Consider the following 19,373-nt stretch of genomic DNA (forward strand, 5'->3'; position numbering starts at 1 on the left):
GGGTCTCCGATCAGGGAGGAAGTCGGGGCGAGCGGGTTCAGAGCGTCGGCGATCATCGGGCGCCTCCCATCAGGGCGGCGAGGAGGTCGGGGCTGAGACCCGAGGCGGACAGCGGGGCGCTCTCGGGCGCCTCCGAGGGGGTGTCGGCGGGCTGCATCGAGCGGGCGAGATCCGCGAACACCGGGTGCGCGAAGACCTGACGCGGGGCGGCGGCGAGACCGCGCTCCCGCAGGCGCGCGACGAACGCGATCGACGAGATGCTGTCGCCGCCGAGGGCGAAGAACGACTCCCCGGGCGCCGGCTGCGGGATGCCGAGGACCTCGGCCGCGCACGAGAGGACGACGTCGAGGGCATCGGTGGCCGGACCGGAGGCGGCTGCCTGCTCCCCCTCGCGGCGCGGGGCACGCTCGGCATCCGCGACACGCGGCGGCGTCGCCCTCGCCTCGCCTCGCGCGAAGGGGAGCTCGGCGAGGGTGGCGGTTCCGTCATGGTCGGCCAGCGCGCCGATCACCGCGAGCAGCCGTTCGGCGAGACGGGTGATGGTCGGCGGCGCGAACAACGCGGTGCGGAACGCGATGCCGCCGCGAAGGCCCTCGGTGTCGTCGACGAACTCGAACGACAGCTCGAACTTGGCGTGCGTGCGTTCGGGCTCGGCGATCTCGTAGGCGATCTCACCGCCGGGGTGCGGGAGGGAGCCGCGTAGCTCTCCCCCGCTGTGCAGCTGCACCATCGTGGTGGCCAGCGGACTCAGTCCGCTCGATCGGTCGGGGCCGACCGCGAGCACGACCTGTTCGAACGGCACCGCCTCGTGCGCGAGGGCCTCGACGAGGGTCTCGCGCGCCGAGACCACGAGGGCGTCGAGCGACACGTCGGCGGGAACGCGATGGCGCAGCACCATCGTGTTGGCGAGCATGCCCACGACATCGGTGGTCCGCTCGTCACGACCGGCGACGGGGACGGCGATGAGGAGGTCGTCGCGTCCGCCGAGACGCGCGAGGGTCGCAACGACCGCGGCCTCGAGAACGGCGAACAGGCTCGACCGGGTGCGGCGGGCGACGCGACGCAAGCCCTCGGCGGTGCGAGCCGAGACGGTGAACGGCATCCAGCCACCGTCGGGAGGTGCGAGCGGATCGACCGCGTGGTCGGCGGCGATCGGCAGCCCCTCGGGCGCGTCGGCGAGTCGCGCGCGCCAGAACGCCAGCGAGTCGGCGGCGGCGGGGCGCTCGCCCTCCAGATCGAGAGGCGAGGGCGCCGGGTCCGTCCACTCCGGCTCGGTTCCGACCGCGCGGGCCGCGTACGCCGTGGCGAGATCACGGAGGAGGATGCCGGTAGACCATTCGTCGGCGACCAGATGGTGCAGCAGCAGACCCAGCGCCCGCCCCTCGGCGGTGAGCACCGCCCGCACACCGAGCTCACGGTCGAGGTCGAAGCCGCGGCGGAGGTCGTCGGCATCCGTCGACCACCAGCGGAGCTCGTCGAGGTGTTCCTCGGCAACCGCGCGCTGTGTCGGCTGACCGTCGACGACGTCGACGAGGACGCGCAGGCCTTCATGCCGCACGAGCACGTCGCGCACGGCGGAACGGAGCGCCGCGGCGTCGGGGGCGTCGCTGAACCGCAGCACGTACGGGATGGCGTATCCGAGGCCGCCGTCGTCGAACCGGTCGAGGAACCAGATCCCGCGCTGCTGCGCACGCAGCGGAACCGCGTCGGGACGCGGCGCGCGCGTGCTCCGGGGCCGCGCCGTCTCCCGCGCTCCGCCCGCGACCTCACCGAGCGCCCGCGCGGTGGGGCGGGCGAAGAAGTCTCCGATCCGCAGCCCCTCGATCCCGCGCGCCCGAAGGGTCGCGATCACGCGGGTCGCGAGCAGTGAGTGCCCGCCGGCGTCGAAGAAGTCGTCGTCGGGACCGAGCGCCGGGGCGTCGAGCACCGCGCGGAACGCGTCGAGCACGGCGTTCCCCCGTTCGGTGAGCACCTCGTCCGCAGCCACGACCACGCGACGGGCGCCGGCCACGGTATCGACGGGAGCGGCGCTGCGGGACGCCGGTTGCAGCAGCACGACGTCGCGGAGCAGACGCGCAGCGGGATCGTCGCCCTCCGCCGTCGCGAGAGCCTCGACGGCTGTCCGCACGGCGTCGAGCAGCGCTCGCGCTGCCGTCTCGGACACATCGGCCGACCACGACACCTCCAGCGCGGGCGCGGCGCCCTCGCGAAGGGCGATCGTGATCCCCGGCTCGGCCGCCAGCGGCGGGAGCTCGATCTCGCGGGCCGTGGCCCCGCCGAGGCGGGCGGAGGCGACCACGTCACCGACACCGACGAGCAGGAACCCGCCGCGCTCGCGCAGCGCGGGCTGGGTGCGGCGGATCAGCTCGATGGGCACGACACCTCCGGCCGTCGCGGCGCGGACGGCCTCGACGGTCCGAGCCGTCAGCGACGCCACGGTGTCGTCGTCGCGCATCCCGATCCGGAGGGGCACGAGGTTGCCACGCGCCCCCACCGCGAGGGCTCCCATGCCCTCCACGTCGAGCACGGGCAGGTCGATGACCCCGTCGGTGCGACCGGTCGCGGCCGTCAGGACCGCCGCCGTGGCCACCGCGACCGTGTGCAGTCCGCCGGCGCCGGTCCGGGCGCTCGCCTCGCCGATGCGCGGCACGTCAACGCGAAGGCGACGGATGTCGTGTGCCTCGACCCCGACCGGTGCGGGCTCCGACGTCGTCCGACGCCAGGTGGCGGGGAGTCTCAGCGGCGCTGCCCCGTCGAGGACCGCGCGCCAGCGCTCGAGCACGGGCGCGCTGCCCGTCCCGCGGAGCCAGCGCACCTTCTCGGCGGCGAACCGCCGATAGACACCGCGGTCGATCTCCGGGGCGTCGCCGTCGTAGTGCGCGCTCACCCGGGTGAAGAACGGATGCCAGGACGCATCGTCGAGGGCGATGTGGTGCCCCACGATCCCGAGCACGAGTCCGTGTTCGCCGGTGTCGATGAGAGACACGCGCAGGGGCGCCTCCGTGGCGAGGTCGAAAGCGATGCGTGCGCGGTCCACGACGTATGCGCGCACCTCGTCGAGGGGCAGCCAGATGCGCTCGACGGCGACCTCGTCGGCGGACAGCTCGCGCGGGCGAACGCCGCCCTCCACGGCATCCCAGACCGTACGGAGGGCCGGGAAGTCGTCGACGGTGCGGCGCAGCGCCGTGTCGAGCCGGTCGGCGTCGACGTCGCCGTCGAACCGGACGGCGAGGGCGACGGCCCCCGTCGCGGCGTGCGGGTCGAGCTCGTGCAGCAGCCACATGCGCTCCTCCGACGGCGAGGCGACCAGCTCGTCGGTCCGCGCCGGAGCCGGGACCGCAGCCGCGATCCCGCGCGCCTTCAACAGGGCGTCCATGCGGGCGCGTTTCGCGCCGCTCAGCAGCGACGAGGCACGCGCCGCGGGTCGCGGACGCCCGACGGCGTCGAGGCGCTGGGCCACGGCATCCAGGATCTCGTCCACGGTCTCGAGCGTGAGAGCGTCGACCGCGACGTCGGCGGTGAGCACGAGGGCGCCGTCGCTCTCGCCCAGTCGGATGTCGAGGGCCACCTGGGGCGTCGCGGTCCAGGCGGCGACCGGGGCAGGGGTCTCAGTCCAGGTCAAGCCGTTGGTCACGACCACCGGGCACGCCACCGCCGTGCGGTCGCGGCGGGCGAGGGCTGTGGCGATCGAGGGACCGTCGGGGCCGTCGAGGCGCGCGAACAGCTCCGCCTGCAGCTCGCGGGCGCTCGCGACGGCGTCGGCCGGGATCGCTCCCGCACCCACGACGACGAATCCTGCGAACGGTCCCACCGGTCCGTCGTCGGGGCCGCCCGCGGTCGGCACCGACAGCCGCACCGGACCCCCGGAACGTGCAGCGAGCTCGTCGCCGATCGCGCCCGCGACGACAGAGTGCGCGGAGAGCCCCGCGGCTCCCCCGGCGAGGACCGCGCGCCGCCAGACCGCGGCGTCGACGACCCGCGACGTACGCTCCGTGCGGATCGCGCCCAGGCCGTCGAGCGGCGCGCGCCAGGGCAGACGCGGCGCGCCGGGCAGATCGGCCGCTGCGCGTTGCACCCGGTCGGGCTCGACCGCCGCGGGCACCGCACGCAGGGCGTCGAGCAGACCGGTCGGGGTGGGAGGGAGGGCCGCCGCCGGATCGGCCACGAGCCGCGCGGCCTCCGCGATCACGCGGGTCAGGCCCTGCCCGTCGAGGGCGAGCGCGTCGGAGCACAGCACCACCGCATCGCGGTCGTCGCGGCGCACATGGACGACCTCGACCAGCGCGTCGAGGGGCCGGGGTGTGGTGCGCAGCCCCGCGAGCAGGTCGGCGAAGGCGTCTTCTCCCCCGCCGCGGAGGTCCACGGTGCGCAGCAGGTCGGCCTCATGGGCGACGCTCTGCGTCTCGCCCTCGATCCGCAACCGCAACGCCTCGTGTCGTCGGGCGAGGGATGCCACGACCTCGCGCACGCGATCGGCATCGACATCGCCCTCCCATACGCGGACGTCGAGCATCCCGGTGCCCCCGAGGGGGGCCGAACCGTCGCGCGCGGCGAGGTACGCCCGCTGCAGAGGGGTGAGAGGCACGGAATCCGTGGGCGCGCTGCTGATCGCCGGCACAGCGCGGGAGGGCGTTCGCTCAGACATCGGCGCCCTCCGTCACGATCTCGACGAGGAGTTCCGCGATCACGTGCACGTCGTCTCCTCCGTGATCGGCGAGCACCGCCGCGATGCGGCGAGGCGTTCGCGCCTCGAACAGTTCGGCGACGGTGAGATCGGCGACCCGCAGCTCGTCGCGAAGGGCCGCCACGCACGCGACGGCCCGCACGGAGTCGCCGCCGATGCGGAAGAAGTCATCGTCGGCGCTGAGAGTCTCCGCCCCCACCACCTCCGCCATGACGAGCGCCACCGCCCGTTCGAGCGCCGTCTCGTCGGCGACGGTGGCTGTGGGAGCCGCCGCTCGTGCCGCCGCCTCGGCCAGAGCGGCCCGGTCGATCTTGCCGTTGACCGTCAACGGCAGGTGATCGACGAGCACGACGACCTCGGGCACCATGTATGCCGGCAGCCGCTCGGCGAAAGCGGCACGGATCGCCGCATCATCGAGGGCGGCGCCCGTACGGCGGGCCACGGTGACCGCGAGCACTCCCGACCGCACCGGCAGCAGCGCCGCGATCGCGCGATCCACCCCCGCGACACCGTCGAGAGCGCGCTCGACCTCGCCCAACTCGATGCGGTACCCGCGCAACTGGATCTGGTGATCACGGCGCCCGTGGAACTCGATCACCCCGTCGGGACGGTAGCTCGCGAGGTCGCCCGTGCGGTACCAGCGCACACCGTCGTGGACGACGAACCGGTCGACCGTGCGCGCGGGATCGCCGCGGTAGCCACGCGCGACGCCCGCACCCCCGATCCACAGCTCGCCGACGACGTGGTCGGGGCAGTCCTCGCCGCGTTCATTCACGACGCGGCAGCGCACACCCGCCATCGGCACGCCGTAGGGCACGACGGCCTCGACGTGCGTGGCATCCGGTTCGTGCACGGTCGAGTGGATCGCCGTCTCGGTCGTGCCACCGAGTCCGGCGAAGCGCACGCCCGGAACGCGCGCGGCGAAGGCTTCGGCCGTCGACCCGGGAACCCAATCCCCGCCCGTGATGACGGTGCGCACGCTCGCGAGCTGATCGTCGGATGCCGCGTCGAGCAGCATGCGCAGGAGGGCGGGCGCCGCGTTGACCACGGTGACGCCGTGCCGTTCGATGAGCTCGGCCCAGGCGAACGCGTCGCCCGTGTCGGCGGCGTCGGGCATGACGACGGACCCTCCGAGAGCGAGCGGGGCGAAGAGGTCGTAGACCGAGAGGTCGAACTGCAGCGACGACAGCGCGATCGTGCGCTCGTCACCGGTGAGCGCGAAGTGGGCGGCGATCGCGTCGATCGTCGCCGCGGCGGCGGAGTGCGGCACCTCCACGCCCTTCGGCTCGCCCGTCGACCCCGACGTGAACAGGACGTAGGCGATCGACGACGGTTCGACGGGCACGGGCGCGACGAGCGGGACGGCATCCCCCGCCACGGCGAGGACCGGGACGTCGACGCCCTCGGCTGCGCCGACCAGTGCGCGGGCGCCGGAGCGGGCGAGGATGCGGTCGCGACGGGCGGCAGGATCGTCGACGTTGATCGGCACGTAGGCTGCGCCGGCCGCGAGCACGCCGAGCACCGCGACGGCCTGATCGATGCCCTTGGGCAGGCGCACCGCGACCGTGTCATCCGGGCCGACACCGATCCCGGCGAGACGTGCCGCGAGGGTGAGCGCACGCTCGGCCACCTCACCGGCGGTGAGGTCACCGCGGGCCGAGCGGAGGGCGACCGCGTCGGGGTGCGCGAGCGCCCGCGCGAAGAACGCGTCGTGCAGGGTGCGGGCGCCCGGTGCCGGCCGGTCATGGGCGGTGCGCCGCGCGAGTTGACCTGCCGGGAGGGGAACGTCGCCGTCGCCGTGGTCGATGACCGCGTCGATCAGATCGATGAACGCGCGGAACATGTCGGAGATCACGCCGGGAGGGAAGGCGTCGCGGCGCACGTCCCAGTTGACGAGCATGCCCTCGGCGACGTCGACCACCTGGGCGTCGAGCTCGACCTGCGGACCCTGGGAGATGATCCACGACGGCGTGCCGAACGCCCCCAGGACCCGCTCCGAGAACAGCCGCCCGAGGTTCAGTCCCGAGGTGAAGACGATCGGAGCGAGGACGGGTTCGCCCGCGGCGCGGCCGAGGTCGCGCAGCACGTCGAGTCCGCCGTACGCGGAGTGGTCGACCGCCGCATGCAGCTGGGTCTGCAGCCGTCGCGCCCGCTCGGGGAACGACTCCGGTGCCGTGTGATCGACGGCCAGCAGCACCGAAGTGGTGAAGTCGCCGACGAGGTCGTCGACGTCGGCCACGACGGGAGCGCGGGTGAAGAGCGGGACGTTCAGGAGGAACCGCTGCGTGGTCGACCAGCGCGCCACGACCTCGGCGAACGCCGTGGCGAGCACCACCGACGGTGTCACCCCGAGGCTCCGGGCGCGCGCCGCGAGAGCGTCGGCGCGGACATGGTCGAGGGTCTCGGCGAGACGCACGCTGGCGTGAGGGGCGGGGCGATCGCCCTCCGCCCGGGCGGGCAGCGCCGGGGCGCCGGGGAGAGCGGGGAGGCGCTCGGCCCACCACGCGCGGTCGCGCTCGCGCGCCGCGGGGTCGGCCTCGGCGGCCAGGTACTCGCGGTACCCGGGGTGCGCGGGAGCGCCGAGCGCCGCGTCCTCGTCGTACGCGCGAGCGAGGTCTTCGAGGATGCGCCGGTAGCTCTGCGCATCGGCGGCCAGCATGTCGACGTCGACGTGCAGTCGCGTCCGCCCCTCGGGCAACAGCGTGAGGGCCACCTGCACCACCTGACCGTCGACGACGTCGAGCATCTGGTGCGAGCGCTCGTCGCGGAGACGCTCGAGCTCGCGCGCGGCCGCGGCGTCGTCGAGATGGCGCAGGTCGTCGACCCGGAAGGGCGAGGACACCGCCGCCGCCGGGACGATCCACTGCATCGCGTCATCGGTGAAGGCCGCGCGCAGCATCGGGTGGCGCGTCACAAGCGCCGTCACCGCGCGGGCGAGACGGTCGGGGTCGATGCCGTGTCCGTCGAACTCGACGTACAGGTGCGCGGCGACGCCGCCGAGACGGTGCTGCGTCTGACGACCGCTCCAGTACGCGTGCTGCATGGGGGCGAGGGCGAAGCGGGGGTCGTCGTGCACCGCGGGGCGTGCCGCCTCCCGGACGGCAGGAGCGCCGGCACCGGCGAGGAGGCGTTCCCAGGCGGCGACGGTCGGATCGGCCGCCAGCGCCCCGAAGCCCACCTCGGCTCCCTCCGCACGCCACCGCTCGGCCAAGCGGATGATGGCGAGCGAGTGGAGCCCGTGCATGAGCAGGTCGTCGTCGGGTTCGATCTCGACCGGGGCGATGCCCAGCTGGTCGGCGATCTCGGCGGTGATGCGGGTGCGGTCGAACACGGTTCTCCTCAGACTCCAACGGAAACGGACAGACGGATGCCGACGCCCTCGGCACCGGGAACGAGAGCGCCGACATCGACGGCCTCGGGAAGGGAAGGGATGCCGACGCCCTCGGCGCGCACGACCAGAGCGCCCGGTAGTCCCCCGACGTCCAGGTCGACGAGGACCAGCCGCGCCGTCGGATCCAGCGCACAGGCCACGACGGCCGGTGCCGCATCGGCGGGGGCGAGCGTGAGCCTGTCGGGAGCCGGCACGAGGCCCGCGCCCAGACACTTCAGGACCGCTTCGCGGCGCACCCATGCCGTCGCGAGAGTGGCGGCGTCCCATCCGCGCTCGGGGCGCTCCGCGGCGGGAAGGTAGTCGGCGACGGCGTCGGTACTCGCCGCGTCCATCCCCGCTTCGACATCGACCCCCACGTCGCCTTCCGGCCGGTACGCCGCGAGCACCACCCCACCGGAGTGGGCGATCGAGATCCCTCCGTCGGCGTCCGGGGTCCACGGCATGCCGGCACGCGGGTCACCGGGCGGGCGGATGTCGATGGTCACGTCGGCGGGAGCCGACCCGGTCGCTGCGGCGACCAGCGCGCGGGCGAGGACGCGGCCGGTGGTGAACTCGGCGGCGCGCGCCGGACGCATCACGGCGAGACGCGCACGCTCACCGGGACTCAGCCAGGGATGCCCCGGCGCGAGCGTCCGGGCGGCGACGATCACGCGCCCACCGCCGTGCGGATCCGCGACAGCAGGAGCGTGGACTGGTCGAAGAGGGCGAAGTGTCCGCCTTCGAGCACGAGAGTGCCGTGATCGATGCCTCCGGGGGCGAGCAATGGCATCCATTCGGCGACCGCGGAAGGACCGGCGACGGGATCGTCGCGTCCGGCGACCGTGAGCAGGCCTCCGGCGCGCAGCGGACCGCGCTCGGCCTCGGCCGCGGGTCCCGGGCGGTCGAACTCGGCCGCGGCCGTGAGGTCACCGCGCAGCGCGCGGATCGCGAGGTCGAGGAACGGTTCGTCGCCGAGCAGCACCTCGGGAGTGCCGCCGAGCCGGCGCAGCCACGCACGCCAGGCGTCGCGGTCGTCGTCGGCGGGGAGACGGCCGCTGCGGCGCCGGCCGGGCGCCGGGCGCCCCGACAGCACGAGCAGGTCGACCGGGATGAGCGCCGACAGCGCCGCCGCGAGGGATGCGCCGAAGCTGTGCCCGAGCAGCACCGTCGGGGTCTCGTCGGCGGCGAGCTGCCCGAGCACTCCGGCGAAGGCCGCGACGAACGCCGTGTACGACGTCAACGGCTCCTCGGCGACACGGGTCTCGTGACCGGGATACTGCAGGGCGACGATGTGCGGGGGGTCGGCGAGACCGTGCCCGAGTCGCGCGTAGGTACCGGCTGATCCACCCGCGTGCGGCAGGCACACCAGTCGCCATGCGGCCTCGGTCGGACCGCTCACCCGCGCGACGGCGCCGAGGTCGATGGTGCGGGTCACCGCGTGGTCCGTTCGGGCGTGCGCTGGCGCACCTTGCTCACCTTGCCGACGCCCGTGGTCGGAAAGGCCGCGACGAACTCGATCGTGTCCGGGAGCTTGAAGCGGGCCACGCCCCGCTCCGCGAGGAAACGTCGCAGCTCGATCGCCCGCGGCGCCCGTGCGAGGCCCTGCCGCGGGATGACGTAGGCGGCGATGCGCTCGCCGAGGGCGTCGTCGGGGACGCCCACGACCGACACGTCGTGCACGACCGGGTGCCCGAGCAGGAGGTTCTCCAGCTCCTCGGGCGCCACTTTCTCGCCGCCGCGGTTGATCTGGTCTTTCGCGCGACCCACGACCCGGATGTATCCGCGCTCGTCGACGGAGACGAGGTCGCCCGTGCGGTAGAAGCCGTCGGCGGTGAAGGCCGCCCTGTTCACGGCATCATCCGCGAGGTATGCGCGAATCGTGTACGGCCCGCGGGTCAACAGGTGCCCGCGCTCACCCGTCGGCACCGACTCATCGTGGTCGTCGACGACGCGCACCTCGTCGTCGGGGGAGATCGGCCGCCCCTGGGTGGTGACGATCGTCTCCTCGTCGTCGTCGAGCCGCGTGTAGTTGACGAGCCCTTCGGCCATGCCGAACACCTGTTGCAGCGTGCACCCGAGCTCGGGTCGGACACGCCGAGCGACGGCCTCGCTGAGTTTGGCGCCGCCGACCTGGATCGCGCGGAGCGAGCGCAGCCGATCACCGGGCGCGGCGTCGAGCCAGGCGATCAACAGCGGCGGCACGAGCGCGACGCTCGTCACGCCGTGCCGCTCGATGAGCGGGAAGGCGATGTCGGGGCTCGGGGCGGAGCACATCACGATCGAGGCGCCGACGGCGAACGCGCCCAGGATGCCGGGCGAGCTCATCGTGAAATTGTGGGAGGCGGGCAGGGCGACGAGCATGACGCTGTTCTCGTCGAGTCCGCAGATCGTGGCGCTCTCGCGCACGGAGTAGAGGTAGTCGTCGTGCGTGCGCGGGATGAGCTTCGGCCCGCCCGTCGTCCCGCCCGACAGTTGCAGGAAGGCGATGTCACCCGGTCGTGCCGGGCTCTCGCGCCGCTGGGCGGGTGCGGGAGCGTCGAGATCCACGGATGCCACGACCAGCACGCGCACGCCGGCGGGGGCACCGCGACGGGCGATGTCGGCGTAGGCGGCGTCGGCGGGACGGCCGAGGGTGAGGATCGCGCGCGCGGCCGAACGGGTCGCCACGTCGGCGAGCTCGCGCTCACGGTGGGCGGGCAGGGCGAAGACGGGCAGCGCCCCGAGGAGAGCGAGGGCGAACACCGCGACGGGATGCTCCGCGACGTTCGGCAGGAAGAGCACGACGCGGTCGCCACGACGGATGCCGTCGGAGGCGAGCCGTTCGGCCAGCGCGCGGACAGCGCGGTCGAGGCCGCGGTAGTCGAGCACGCGGTCGTCGTCGATCACCGCGGGTCGCGAGCCGTGGCGCTCGACGGTCTCATCGAGCAGGTCGGTGAACGTCTGGCCGATCCAGTGCCCGCGTCCGCGGTACAGGGCCGCGACATCGTCGGGGTACGGCCGGAAGGCGCGCAGGGTCTGATCGACGCGGAGCGACGCCGGACGCAGGTCGGTCCAGGCGGCGTCGATGACGCGCAGTGCCTCGGGACGCGGCACCGGCTCGGTGACGGCGGTCCACCCGGCGGGCAGGGGCGGTTCCACCGGCCAGAGCGAGTGCTGGCCCTCGTCGTTCACCAGCACGCGGAAACGAGCATCGGGGTCGTCGAAGGGATTCGGCATCGGGGGGAACCTCTGTCTGGGGAAGCGGGTGAGGAAAACGGTCGTGACGGGCACGCGGCCCGCCACGACCGGTGCGTCAGGAGCCCGCGATCGCGCTCAACGCGTACGAGGCGTTCAGCGGAGACGGGTTGCGCAGCGCCGCGATCTGCACCATCGTCAGGTCGACGACGTGGCCGTCCTTCACGGCCGTCAGTGTGGGATACACGGCACTGTTCTGCCAGGCGGTCTTGACGTCGGCGCTGAGGAACGCGATGTACACGCGGTCGGCGTCGGCCTGGTCGACGGTCTCGAACGACAGGCCCGCGGCCCCCGAGCCGTCATCCAGAGAGGGAAGAGCGGCCGCCGTGGGGCTGAAGGTCATACCGAGGGCGTCGAAGGCGCGCACGCTGCCGTCTTCGGGGTCGTTGACGACCTTCAGGGCGTTGGGAGTCGCGAGCGAGAGCGTGTACGTCAGCCCCTTCAGCTCGGGGTGGCTCGTTCCGGCTTCGGAGAACGTGGTCGTGTCGGCGTCGACGAGCGGCTGCACGGCCTCCGTCTTCCCGAGTGCCTCGGCGATGAGCGGCGCCTCGACCTGCCAATCGAGGTGGTGGATGTTCTTCGCGCTCGGACCGACGACCGGAGCGATCGCCGAGAGGGCCGCGTAGTTCGCCTCGAGGTCCACGTACGAGGTCGCGACGATGAGGTCGGGCTGCAGGGCGGCGATGGCCTCGAGGTCGAGAGGCGCGCGGTCGGCGCCGGCGGCCGCGGTCTGGATGAGCTCGGGAGTCGTCGTCAGCTCCGGGGCGAGCCACGGAGCGATGCCGGACGTGTCGAACGGGAACGCGGAGGTCGCGACGGGCTCCACGCCCAGGGCCGTGACGATGTCGGCCTCCATCCAGCCGAGAGTCACGACGCGCTCGGGCGCGGCGGCGATGGTCGCCTCGCCGTAGGCGTCGTCGATCGTGACGGGGAAACCGCCCGCGCTGGATGCGGGCGTGGCCGCGGCGTCGGCCGGGCCCGTGGCACAGCCGGACAGCAGCGCGGCACTGACCGCCACGGTGGCGGCCGCGGCGACCACGCGGGTCGGGCGGAGGAAGCGGGCGAGAGACATGGGACTCCTTCGAACGGGCGAGCTGTGAGGTGAGAGCGGGATGCCGATGCCGATCCCCCGCTCTTCGAAGATAGGTTAGCCTAACCTAAATACAAGCCAAATCCTGGACGGACGTCGACAGGATGGGGCGACGACGGAGAGGACTCCCATGAGCCGCAGGCTGCGACTGACCGAGAACCAGCGCGACGTGATCGCGCACCCGGCGCACGCGCACGGCCTGGCCGACGAGATCGCCCTCGTCCGCACGGTCGCGGAGGTGTCGCCTGTCGTCGCGCGTGTCACGATCGACCTGGGCGGCGCTCCCGACCCGGTGGAATGGGCGAAGCCGAACACCGCGATCCGCATCGAGGTCCCCGCTCTCGACGACGACACCGCGCTCGTCTCGCGCGTCTACACGGTCCGCCGCTTCCAGACGCCGCGCACGATCGAGGTCGACATCGTGCGCCACGGCCACCGCACGCCGATGACCGCGTGGCTCGCCGGCATCCGCGCCGGGGACAGCGTCCGCGTGATCGGTCCGCGCACGCACCTGCTGCCCGCCCACGACGGACGCCCGATCGAACTCGTCGCCGACGACTCCGCTCTGCCCGCCGTGGCCTCGATCCTCGCGGCGTGGCCCGCAGGCAGTCGCGGACGCGTGCGCACGACCAGCCGCGACGAGGTCGTGCTCGCGCAGCTGCCGGCCGTGCCGGACGTCTCCATCGAGCGCATCGCCGACGTCGACGCCGTCGACGCCCCGGTTGGCACCGTCCTGTGGGCCGCGGGGGAACGAGACGACATGCGGGCGCTGCGCGCACGGTGCCTCGCCGCGGGCATGGACAAGGGCGATCTGCGCGTCTTCGGCTATTGGAAGAGCGGCGTCAGCAACAGCGTCATCGACGCCAAGCGCCTCGATCACTTCGCCGCGCTCCTGAAGGAGACAGGCTCGACGGACGGCGCCGACGACTTCGACATCGACATCTGACGGACCGGTTCGGCGGCACCGAGCGCGCGCAGAAGCGTGCGGAACTTCGCGCCCGTCTCCTCGATCTCGCGGTCAGGCTCGGAGTCGGACACGATCCCCGCGCCGGCGAAGAGCCGAATCGTGCGGCCGACGATCTCGGCGCTGCGGATGCCGAGGGCCCACTCCCCGTCTCCGGTGGCGTCCGTCCAGCCGACGGGCCCGGCGAACGGCCCCCGCGGGACCGGTTCGAGCGCCGCGATCGCCGCGACGGCGTCCGCCGTCGGCACCCCGCCGACCGCGGGGGTCGGGTGAAGGGCCAGGGCGAGCTCGGCGGAGGTGACGGTCGGGTCTTCCAACACGCCCTCGATCGTCGTGCCGAGGTGCCACATCGTGGGCGTCGCGACGACGTCGGGGCGATCGGGCACGTGCAGGCTCCGGCAGAACGGTCCCAGAGCGGCGGCGATCGCGTCGACGACGAAGCGGTGTTCGCCGAGGTCCTTCGACGAGGTGGCGAGAGCCGCGGCCCGGGCCCGATCGATCTCCGGGTCGGCGCTGCGCGGGAGCGATCCGGCGAGCGGGACGCTGCGCACATCCGTCCCCACGCGGCGGATCAGCAGCTCGGGGCTCGCACCGAAGAAGACGCGCGGGTCGGCCGTCGTGCCGAGATCGAAGCCGAAGCCGAACGCGGTCGGGTTCGCATCGAACAACGCCTGCACGAGAGCCGCCCGCGGCACGTCGGGCGGGAGGTCGGCGACGAGGGTGCGCGCGAGCACGACCTTGTCCAGCCGCCCCGACCGCAGGGCCTCGAGCGCCTCGCCGACGAGTTCGCCGAAGACGTCCGGCTCGGGCTCCGGCGCGAAGCCCAGACGGAAATCGCGGGGCGCGGCGCGGGCCACGGCGGTGCGCGCCTGCACGCCGTCGCGGGCCGTCTCCGTCGTCGCCACGCGCTCCGGAACGATCAGGCGCGCATCGCGTGAGGGGTCGAAGCCGAGAGAGCCCAGCACGACGAACGCCCCGTCGTCGTGCGCGGCCGCGATGCGCCGCAGCACGGGGGCCTCGGCATCCGTTCGCCGTCGCCCGAACGCGACGAGCGTTCGCTGCGTCCCGCGGTAGATCGCGGAGGCACCGCGGGGAAGCGGGGAAAGCGCGCTCATGCTCCGAGCCCCGCTCCCCCGTCGACCGTGATCGTCTGCATCGTCACGTGCCGGGCATCGTCGGACACGAGGAAACCGACCACGCGGGCGACATCCGCCGGGTCGGCGATCCGCCCGAGCGGGATACCGAGCCGGAAGGCCGTGGCATCCCCCGCCACCACGCTGTCGTGACCGGCGCCGGTGAGCGCGCGGAAGTCGCGCTGCATCGCGGTGTCGGTGGACCCGGGGGCGACGATGTTGCACCGGATGCCGTGCGCCGAGACCTCGAGACCGAGGGTGCGCACGAGCGCGTTCGCCGCCGCCTTCGATGCTCCGTACGCGGCCATGCCGGTGCGCGGGGTCGCAGCGGCGTTGGAGGTGACGGCGACGAATGAACCGCCGCCCGCCTCGACGAGGTGGGGCATCGCGGCGCGCGCGAGGGCGAGCACGCCGCCGGCGTTGATGCGCACGAGATCGAGCAGGTCGTCGATCGAGGTGTCGAGGGCGGATGCCACGTGGAACACGCCCGCCACGCTCACGGCCCCTGCGAGGGGGCCGAGCCGGTCGCGAGCTTCGACAAGGGCGCTCACCAAAGCGGTCTCGTCGGTGACGTCGGCGACCAGCGGAAGCACGCCCTCGGCCGCCTCGGGCCGTGCACGGTCGATCGCGGCGACGGAGAAGCCCCGCGCGACGAGGTCGGTGACGACCGCGCGGCCGATGCCGCCCGCCGCTCCCGTGACGACGACCGCACTCACGAGACACCGTTCCCGACGAGCGCGCCCCGCCGCGCGCGAGCCTCCGCTCGCCGGAGGGCGAGCGACTCCACGATCTCGCCGGCGCGCACGGCGACCGCCGACAGGAGCGACGACGTGAGGCCGTGCGTGTGCTCGGTGCCGCCCTGCAGATACACGGCGGGAGCGAACGCGTCGTCCGTGCGCAGGCGATAGTCGCGTTCGACGATGACGCGGCCCTGCTCGTCGCGCGCGAAGCGTGCGGCGAGAGCGGGCAGGAGGTCGTCGACCGAGACGGGCTCGTAGCCGGTGGCGAACACGACGGCGTCGACCTCGATCTCGCGGGTCGTGCCGCGCGACTCGTCGCGGATGGTCAGCGTCACTCCGTCGGGTCGGTCCATGACGCGTTCGACACGGCTGACGTTCTCGACGTGCAGCCGGCGTGCGCCGCGCACGATCTCGGCGTACTCCCGCCGGTAGAGCTCCTCGATGAGATCGAGGTCGACGACGGAGTAGTTCGTGTTGGCGTGCACGCGCAGGAGCCGCTCCCGCACGTCGACGGGGGCGCCGTGGAACTCGTCGATCGTCGCCGGGTCGAAGATGCGGTTGGCATAGGGGCTGTCGTCGGCGGGCGCGAAACCGAAGCGTCCGAAGATCGCGTGCACCGCGGCATCCGGATACCCGGTGTGCAGGTACTCGACGATCTCGGCAGCGCTCTGCCCGGCACCGACGACCGCGAACCGGCCGTGAGCGGATGCCGGCAACCCGGCGAGCGCGGAGAGGAACGCGTCGGAGTGCCAGACGCGCGCCGAGGGCTCGACGCCGTGGGGAAGGCGGGGGCGGAGGCCCGCTCCGACGACGATGCTGTCGGTCTCGATGCTCTCGCGAATGCCGTCGCGCACGACGTCGACGGCGAGAGCGTCGATCCGATGGCCGTCGCCCACGAGGCGGACCTCGACGACCTCGGTGCCGTAGTCGCACACGGGGGCGACGCGCGCGGCGGCCCACTGCAGGTAGTCGTGGAACTCCAGCCGCGTGGGGAAGGACGTCTTGAGGTTGATGTAGTCGATCAGTCGGCCCTGCTCGTGCAGGTAGTTGACGAAGCTGAAGGAGCTGCGCGGATCGCGGAGGGTGACGAGGTCTTTGAGGTGATTCACCTGCAGCGTCGCGCCGGGCAGCAGCATGTCGCGGTGCCATCCGAAGCGGGCCTGACGCTCGAAGAACCGCATCCGACCGGTATCGCCGCGTTCCTCGAGGGCGATGGCGAGGGCGAGGTTCGAAGGGCCGAAACCGATGCCGATGGCGTCGTACCGCCCGGTCATCGGGGAACCGCCGCCACGGCGCCGGCCACTGCCCGCGCCACGTCGTCGGCGGTGGTGACGACGCCGCAGCGCCGCGCGACGTACGACAGCGCCATCTCGTGGTCCTCGCGCGAGAAGTCGGCGACGGCGTCGGCGACGAGGAACGCCTGCCGGTCCCCCATGAACGCGCTCGCGGCCGTCATGAGGCACCCGATGTGCGCGTAGACGCCGGTGATGATGATCTGATCGCGACCGAGGTCGCCGAGCAGGTCTTCCAGGCCCGAGCGCACGAAGGCGTCGTAGCGCCATTTGGTGAGGCGGTGATCCTGCCCGCGCGGCTCGAGCTCGGCGACGATGCGCTCCCCGTCGCCGCTCGGCACGCCCGCGCCCCAGAGGTCGAGTTGCAGTCCGCGCTCGACGGGCGACTGACCGCCGGGCTGGGCCGTATAGACCACGGGGACGCCCGCGGCGTCGGCGGCGTCGCGCAGCCGCTGGATCGCAGCGACCGCCGGGGCGAAGGGCTCCGCGCTTCGGACGAAGGCCCCGGCGAAGTGCTCCTGCATGTCGTGGACGAGCAGCACGCTGCGTTCCGGGTCGACGTGCCAGCCCAAGGTCGATGCGGGAATCTCGGTCGGCGCGGCGTAGGGCCGGATGCGGGGAAGAGCCATGGGCACCCTCTCGTCTCGAGTCGGCTGCGGGTCGCGCAGCAGGGAAAGGACGGCCCGCCGATCGGGGGCCGGGTCGGCTCGTCGCTGCGAGCCGGCGCCCGGCCAAGTAAAGTTAGGCTAACCAAACTTTGTCAAGCGCTCCCCGATCGAGAGGACCCGGCGACGTGACGCTCTTTCGCGTGTCCGCGCGGCGCGATTTCCGGATGCCGCATCTCCAGCGCCGACGGCGCGCAGCGCTCCCACTGCTCGGGCTGGGCCTGATCGTCGCCGTGCTCCTGAGCCTGGCCTTCGGGGGCCGCGAGATCTCCGTCCACGACTTCATCGACGCCGTGATCGCGCCCGGAACCGCCGAGCAGGCCGCCGTGGTGTGGGGGCTCCGCATGCCGCGCACCGTGGTCGGAATCCTCGCGGGCGCCGGTTTCGCCGTCGCCGGCGCCCTCATCCAGGCCGTCTCGCGAAACGCGCTCGCCGAGCCCGGGATCGTCGGGGTGAGCGCGGGAGCGGGCTTCGCCGTCACCCTCGCCGCAGCCGTGTGGGGGGTCGCGGCCCCCTCCGCCGTGGTGGGCGCGGCCTTCGCCGGCGCTCTGCTCACCACCGCCGCCGTCCTCGCGATCGGGCGCACCGGGCGTCCGGGGGGCTCGGCGCGCATGCTCCTGGCCGGTGTCGCCATCGCGGCGATCCTCGGAGGCCTGTCGACCGGCATCTCGCTGCGCGACACCGCGGCGTTCACCGCTGTACGCAACTGGGCTCTCGGCTCGATCGTGGCCACGGGGTTCGACGAGGCACGGGTGATGGGCTTGGTGATCGTCGTCGGAGTGGTGCTGGCGTTCGCGTGCGCTCCCGGTCTGAACGCTCTCGCCCTCGGCGACGAGCTCGCGACCGCGCTCGGCACCCGCGCGGCCGCGGTTCGCGCCATGGGCGTCGTCGCGATCGCCCTGACGGCCGGCGGGGCGACGGCACTGACCGGCGGCATCGTGTTCCTCGGGCTCATGGTGCCGCACGCGATGCGCTGGATCGTCGGCCCCGACCAGCGGTGGATCCTCGCGACGTCGTTGGTCGCCGGCCCCGTGCTCGTGCTCGTCGCCGACGTGATCGGCCGCCTCATCGCGGCCCCCGGCGAGATCCCCGTCGGCGTGGTCGTCGCCGTCATCGGCGCCCCGGTGCTCATCGCGATGGTGCGCCGCCGCGAGGTGAGCGGGCTGTGAGCGTCGTCGCTGACGAGGCGACGGCACCGGCACCCCCACGCCGACGTGCCGTCTTCGTCGCGACCGCGCTCTTCGCCGGAGCCGCGGCTCTCGCGGTCCTTTCCCTCACCCTCGGGAAGTATCCGATCGCACCCGACCGCCTCCTCTCCGTGGCCGTGGGCGCCGGGAGCGACTTCGAGCACCTCGTGCTCGTCGAGTGGCGTCTTCCGACGGCGATCGCCGCGATCGTCTTCGGCGCAGCGCTGGGACTGGCCGGTGCTGTCGTCCAACGCCTCACCCGCAATCCCCTCGGCTCCCCCGACCTCGTCGGCATCGACGTGGGCGCTTTCACGGGCGTGGCGATCGCGATGATCCTGCTCGGCGCGAAGGGGTTCTGGGAGGTCGCCGCCGCGGCATCCCTCGGTGGCCTGCTCACCGCCGCCCTCGTCACCGCCCTCGCCTACCGGGGTGGGCTGTCGACGTTCCGCCTCATCGTCGTCGGGATCGCTTTCGCGGCGGCCCTGGGCTCGATCAACGCCTTCCTCATCACGCGTGCCGACGTCGGCGACGCGATGTCGGTCGGGCTCTGGGGTGCGGGCTCTCTCGCGCGGGTGTCGTGGGAGAGCCTCGGCCCGAGCACAGCGATCCTCGCACTGGTCGCCGTTGCGGCTCTGCTGACCACTCGATCGCTGCGCAGCCTCGACCTCGGCGACGACATCGCCACCGCCCACGGGGTCGATGTCGTGCGGCTGCGCCTGACGCTGATCGCGCTCGCCGTCGTCGCGACCGCCGTCGTGACCGCCAACACCGGTCCGCTCGCGTTCGTCGCGCTCGCGGCCCCCCACGTCGCACGGCGCCTGGCTCCCGGAACCGGATTGGTCCCGGCGATCGGGGCGGGAGCGTTCCTGCTCGCGTCCGCGCAACTGACCGCGCTCGGGCTGAGCCAGGCGGGCATCGCCGCCCCCGTGGGTCTCGTCACCCTCTCCCTCGGCGGCGCCTATCTGCTGACGCTGCTCATCGGCGGACGGCGGCGGTGAGCAGCCTCGCCGCCTC

13 protein-coding genes are annotated in these 19,373 nt (G+C 73.3%); 3 read left to right on the top strand and 10 right to left on the bottom strand.

Translation table 11 applies throughout. The annotated features are described in order from the left end of the window. Positions 1–52 precede the first annotated feature (52 nt). The 6 genes from PIR02_17780 to PIR02_17805 all read right to left on the bottom strand — a co-directional run bounded on the left by PIR02_17780 (position 53) and on the right by PIR02_17805 (position 12,360). Positions 53–4,645: a condensation domain-containing protein gene (locus PIR02_17780; protein WZH36577.1), complete on the bottom strand. Its 4,593-nt coding sequence runs from the start codon at positions 4,643–4,645 to the stop codon at positions 53–55. After that, positions 4,638–8,015, bottom strand: a complete 3,378-nt coding sequence (locus tag PIR02_17785; GenBank protein WZH36578.1) for an amino acid adenylation domain-containing protein — start codon at positions 8,013–8,015, stop codon at positions 4,638–4,640. Before PIR02_17785 ends, PIR02_17780 begins: the two co-directional genes overlap by 8 nt. 8 nt (positions 8,016–8,023) lie before the next feature. Continuing rightward, positions 8,024–8,725, bottom strand: coding sequence for a hypothetical protein (locus PIR02_17790; GenBank protein WZH36579.1), 702 nt, complete (start codon positions 8,723–8,725; stop codon positions 8,024–8,026). Then, positions 8,722–9,489 (bottom strand): alpha/beta fold hydrolase, encoded by a 768-nt coding sequence (locus PIR02_17795; GenBank protein WZH36580.1) that lies wholly within the window; start codon positions 9,487–9,489, stop codon positions 8,722–8,724. Before PIR02_17795 ends, PIR02_17790 begins: the two co-directional genes overlap by 4 nt. Next, positions 9,486–11,270, bottom strand: a complete 1,785-nt coding sequence (locus PIR02_17800; protein ID WZH36581.1) for an AMP-binding protein — start codon at positions 11,268–11,270, stop codon at positions 9,486–9,488. The genes PIR02_17795 and PIR02_17800 overlap by 4 nt, the downstream gene beginning before the upstream one ends. A gap of 76 nt (positions 11,271–11,346) precedes the next feature. Beyond that, a complete protein-coding gene (locus tag PIR02_17805; protein ID WZH36582.1) occupies positions 11,347–12,360 on the bottom strand; it encodes an ABC transporter substrate-binding protein in 1,014 nt (337 codons plus the stop codon). Positions 12,361–12,508: 148 nt separating this feature from the next. Here PIR02_17805 and PIR02_17810 point away from each other — a divergent pair, with 148 nt between their 5' ends. Next, a complete protein-coding gene (locus tag PIR02_17810) occupies positions 12,509–13,324 on the top strand; it encodes a siderophore-interacting protein (GenBank protein ID WZH36583.1) in 816 nt (271 codons plus the stop codon). Here the strand turns inward: PIR02_17810 and PIR02_17815 are convergent. From PIR02_17815 to PIR02_17830, 4 genes are read right to left on the bottom strand one after another with little or no spacing between them, the layout of a single operon-like run. Then, complete coding sequence (locus tag PIR02_17815) at positions 13,255–14,457, bottom strand: isochorismate synthase (GenBank protein WZH36584.1); 1,203 nt, start codon at positions 14,455–14,457, stop codon at positions 13,255–13,257. The two genes, PIR02_17810 and PIR02_17815, sit on opposite strands and share 70 nt — an antisense overlap. After that, complete coding sequence (locus PIR02_17820; protein WZH36585.1) at positions 14,454–15,191, bottom strand: SDR family oxidoreductase; 738 nt, start codon at positions 15,189–15,191, stop codon at positions 14,454–14,456. Before PIR02_17820 ends, PIR02_17815 begins: the two co-directional genes overlap by 4 nt. Continuing rightward, the gene (locus tag PIR02_17825; protein WZH36586.1) at positions 15,188–16,489 is read right to left on the bottom strand and encodes a SidA/IucD/PvdA family monooxygenase; all 1,302 of its coding nucleotides are present in this window, start codon (positions 16,487–16,489) and stop codon (positions 15,188–15,190) included. Before PIR02_17825 ends, PIR02_17820 begins: the two co-directional genes overlap by 4 nt. Further along, on the bottom strand, positions 16,486–17,136 hold the full coding sequence (locus PIR02_17830) for an isochorismatase family protein (GenBank protein WZH36587.1): 651 nt from the start codon (positions 17,134–17,136) through the stop codon (positions 16,486–16,488). The genes PIR02_17825 and PIR02_17830 overlap by 4 nt, the downstream gene beginning before the upstream one ends. Positions 17,137–17,300: 164 nt before the next feature. On the opposite strand from PIR02_17830, the gene PIR02_17835 reads away from it, so the two are divergent. Continuing rightward, complete coding sequence (locus PIR02_17835) at positions 17,301–18,341, top strand: iron chelate uptake ABC transporter family permease subunit (GenBank protein WZH36588.1); 1,041 nt, start codon at positions 17,301–17,303, stop codon at positions 18,339–18,341. Next, a complete protein-coding gene (locus tag PIR02_17840; protein WZH36589.1) occupies positions 18,338–19,357 on the top strand; it encodes an iron chelate uptake ABC transporter family permease subunit in 1,020 nt (339 codons plus the stop codon). The genes PIR02_17835 and PIR02_17840 overlap by 4 nt, the downstream gene beginning before the upstream one ends. Positions 19,358–19,373: the final 16 nt, after the last annotated feature.

The organism is Microbacterium enclense (genome assembly GCA_038182865.1).
GTDB lineage: Bacteria > Actinomycetota > Actinomycetes > Actinomycetales > Microbacteriaceae > Microbacterium > Microbacterium enclense_B.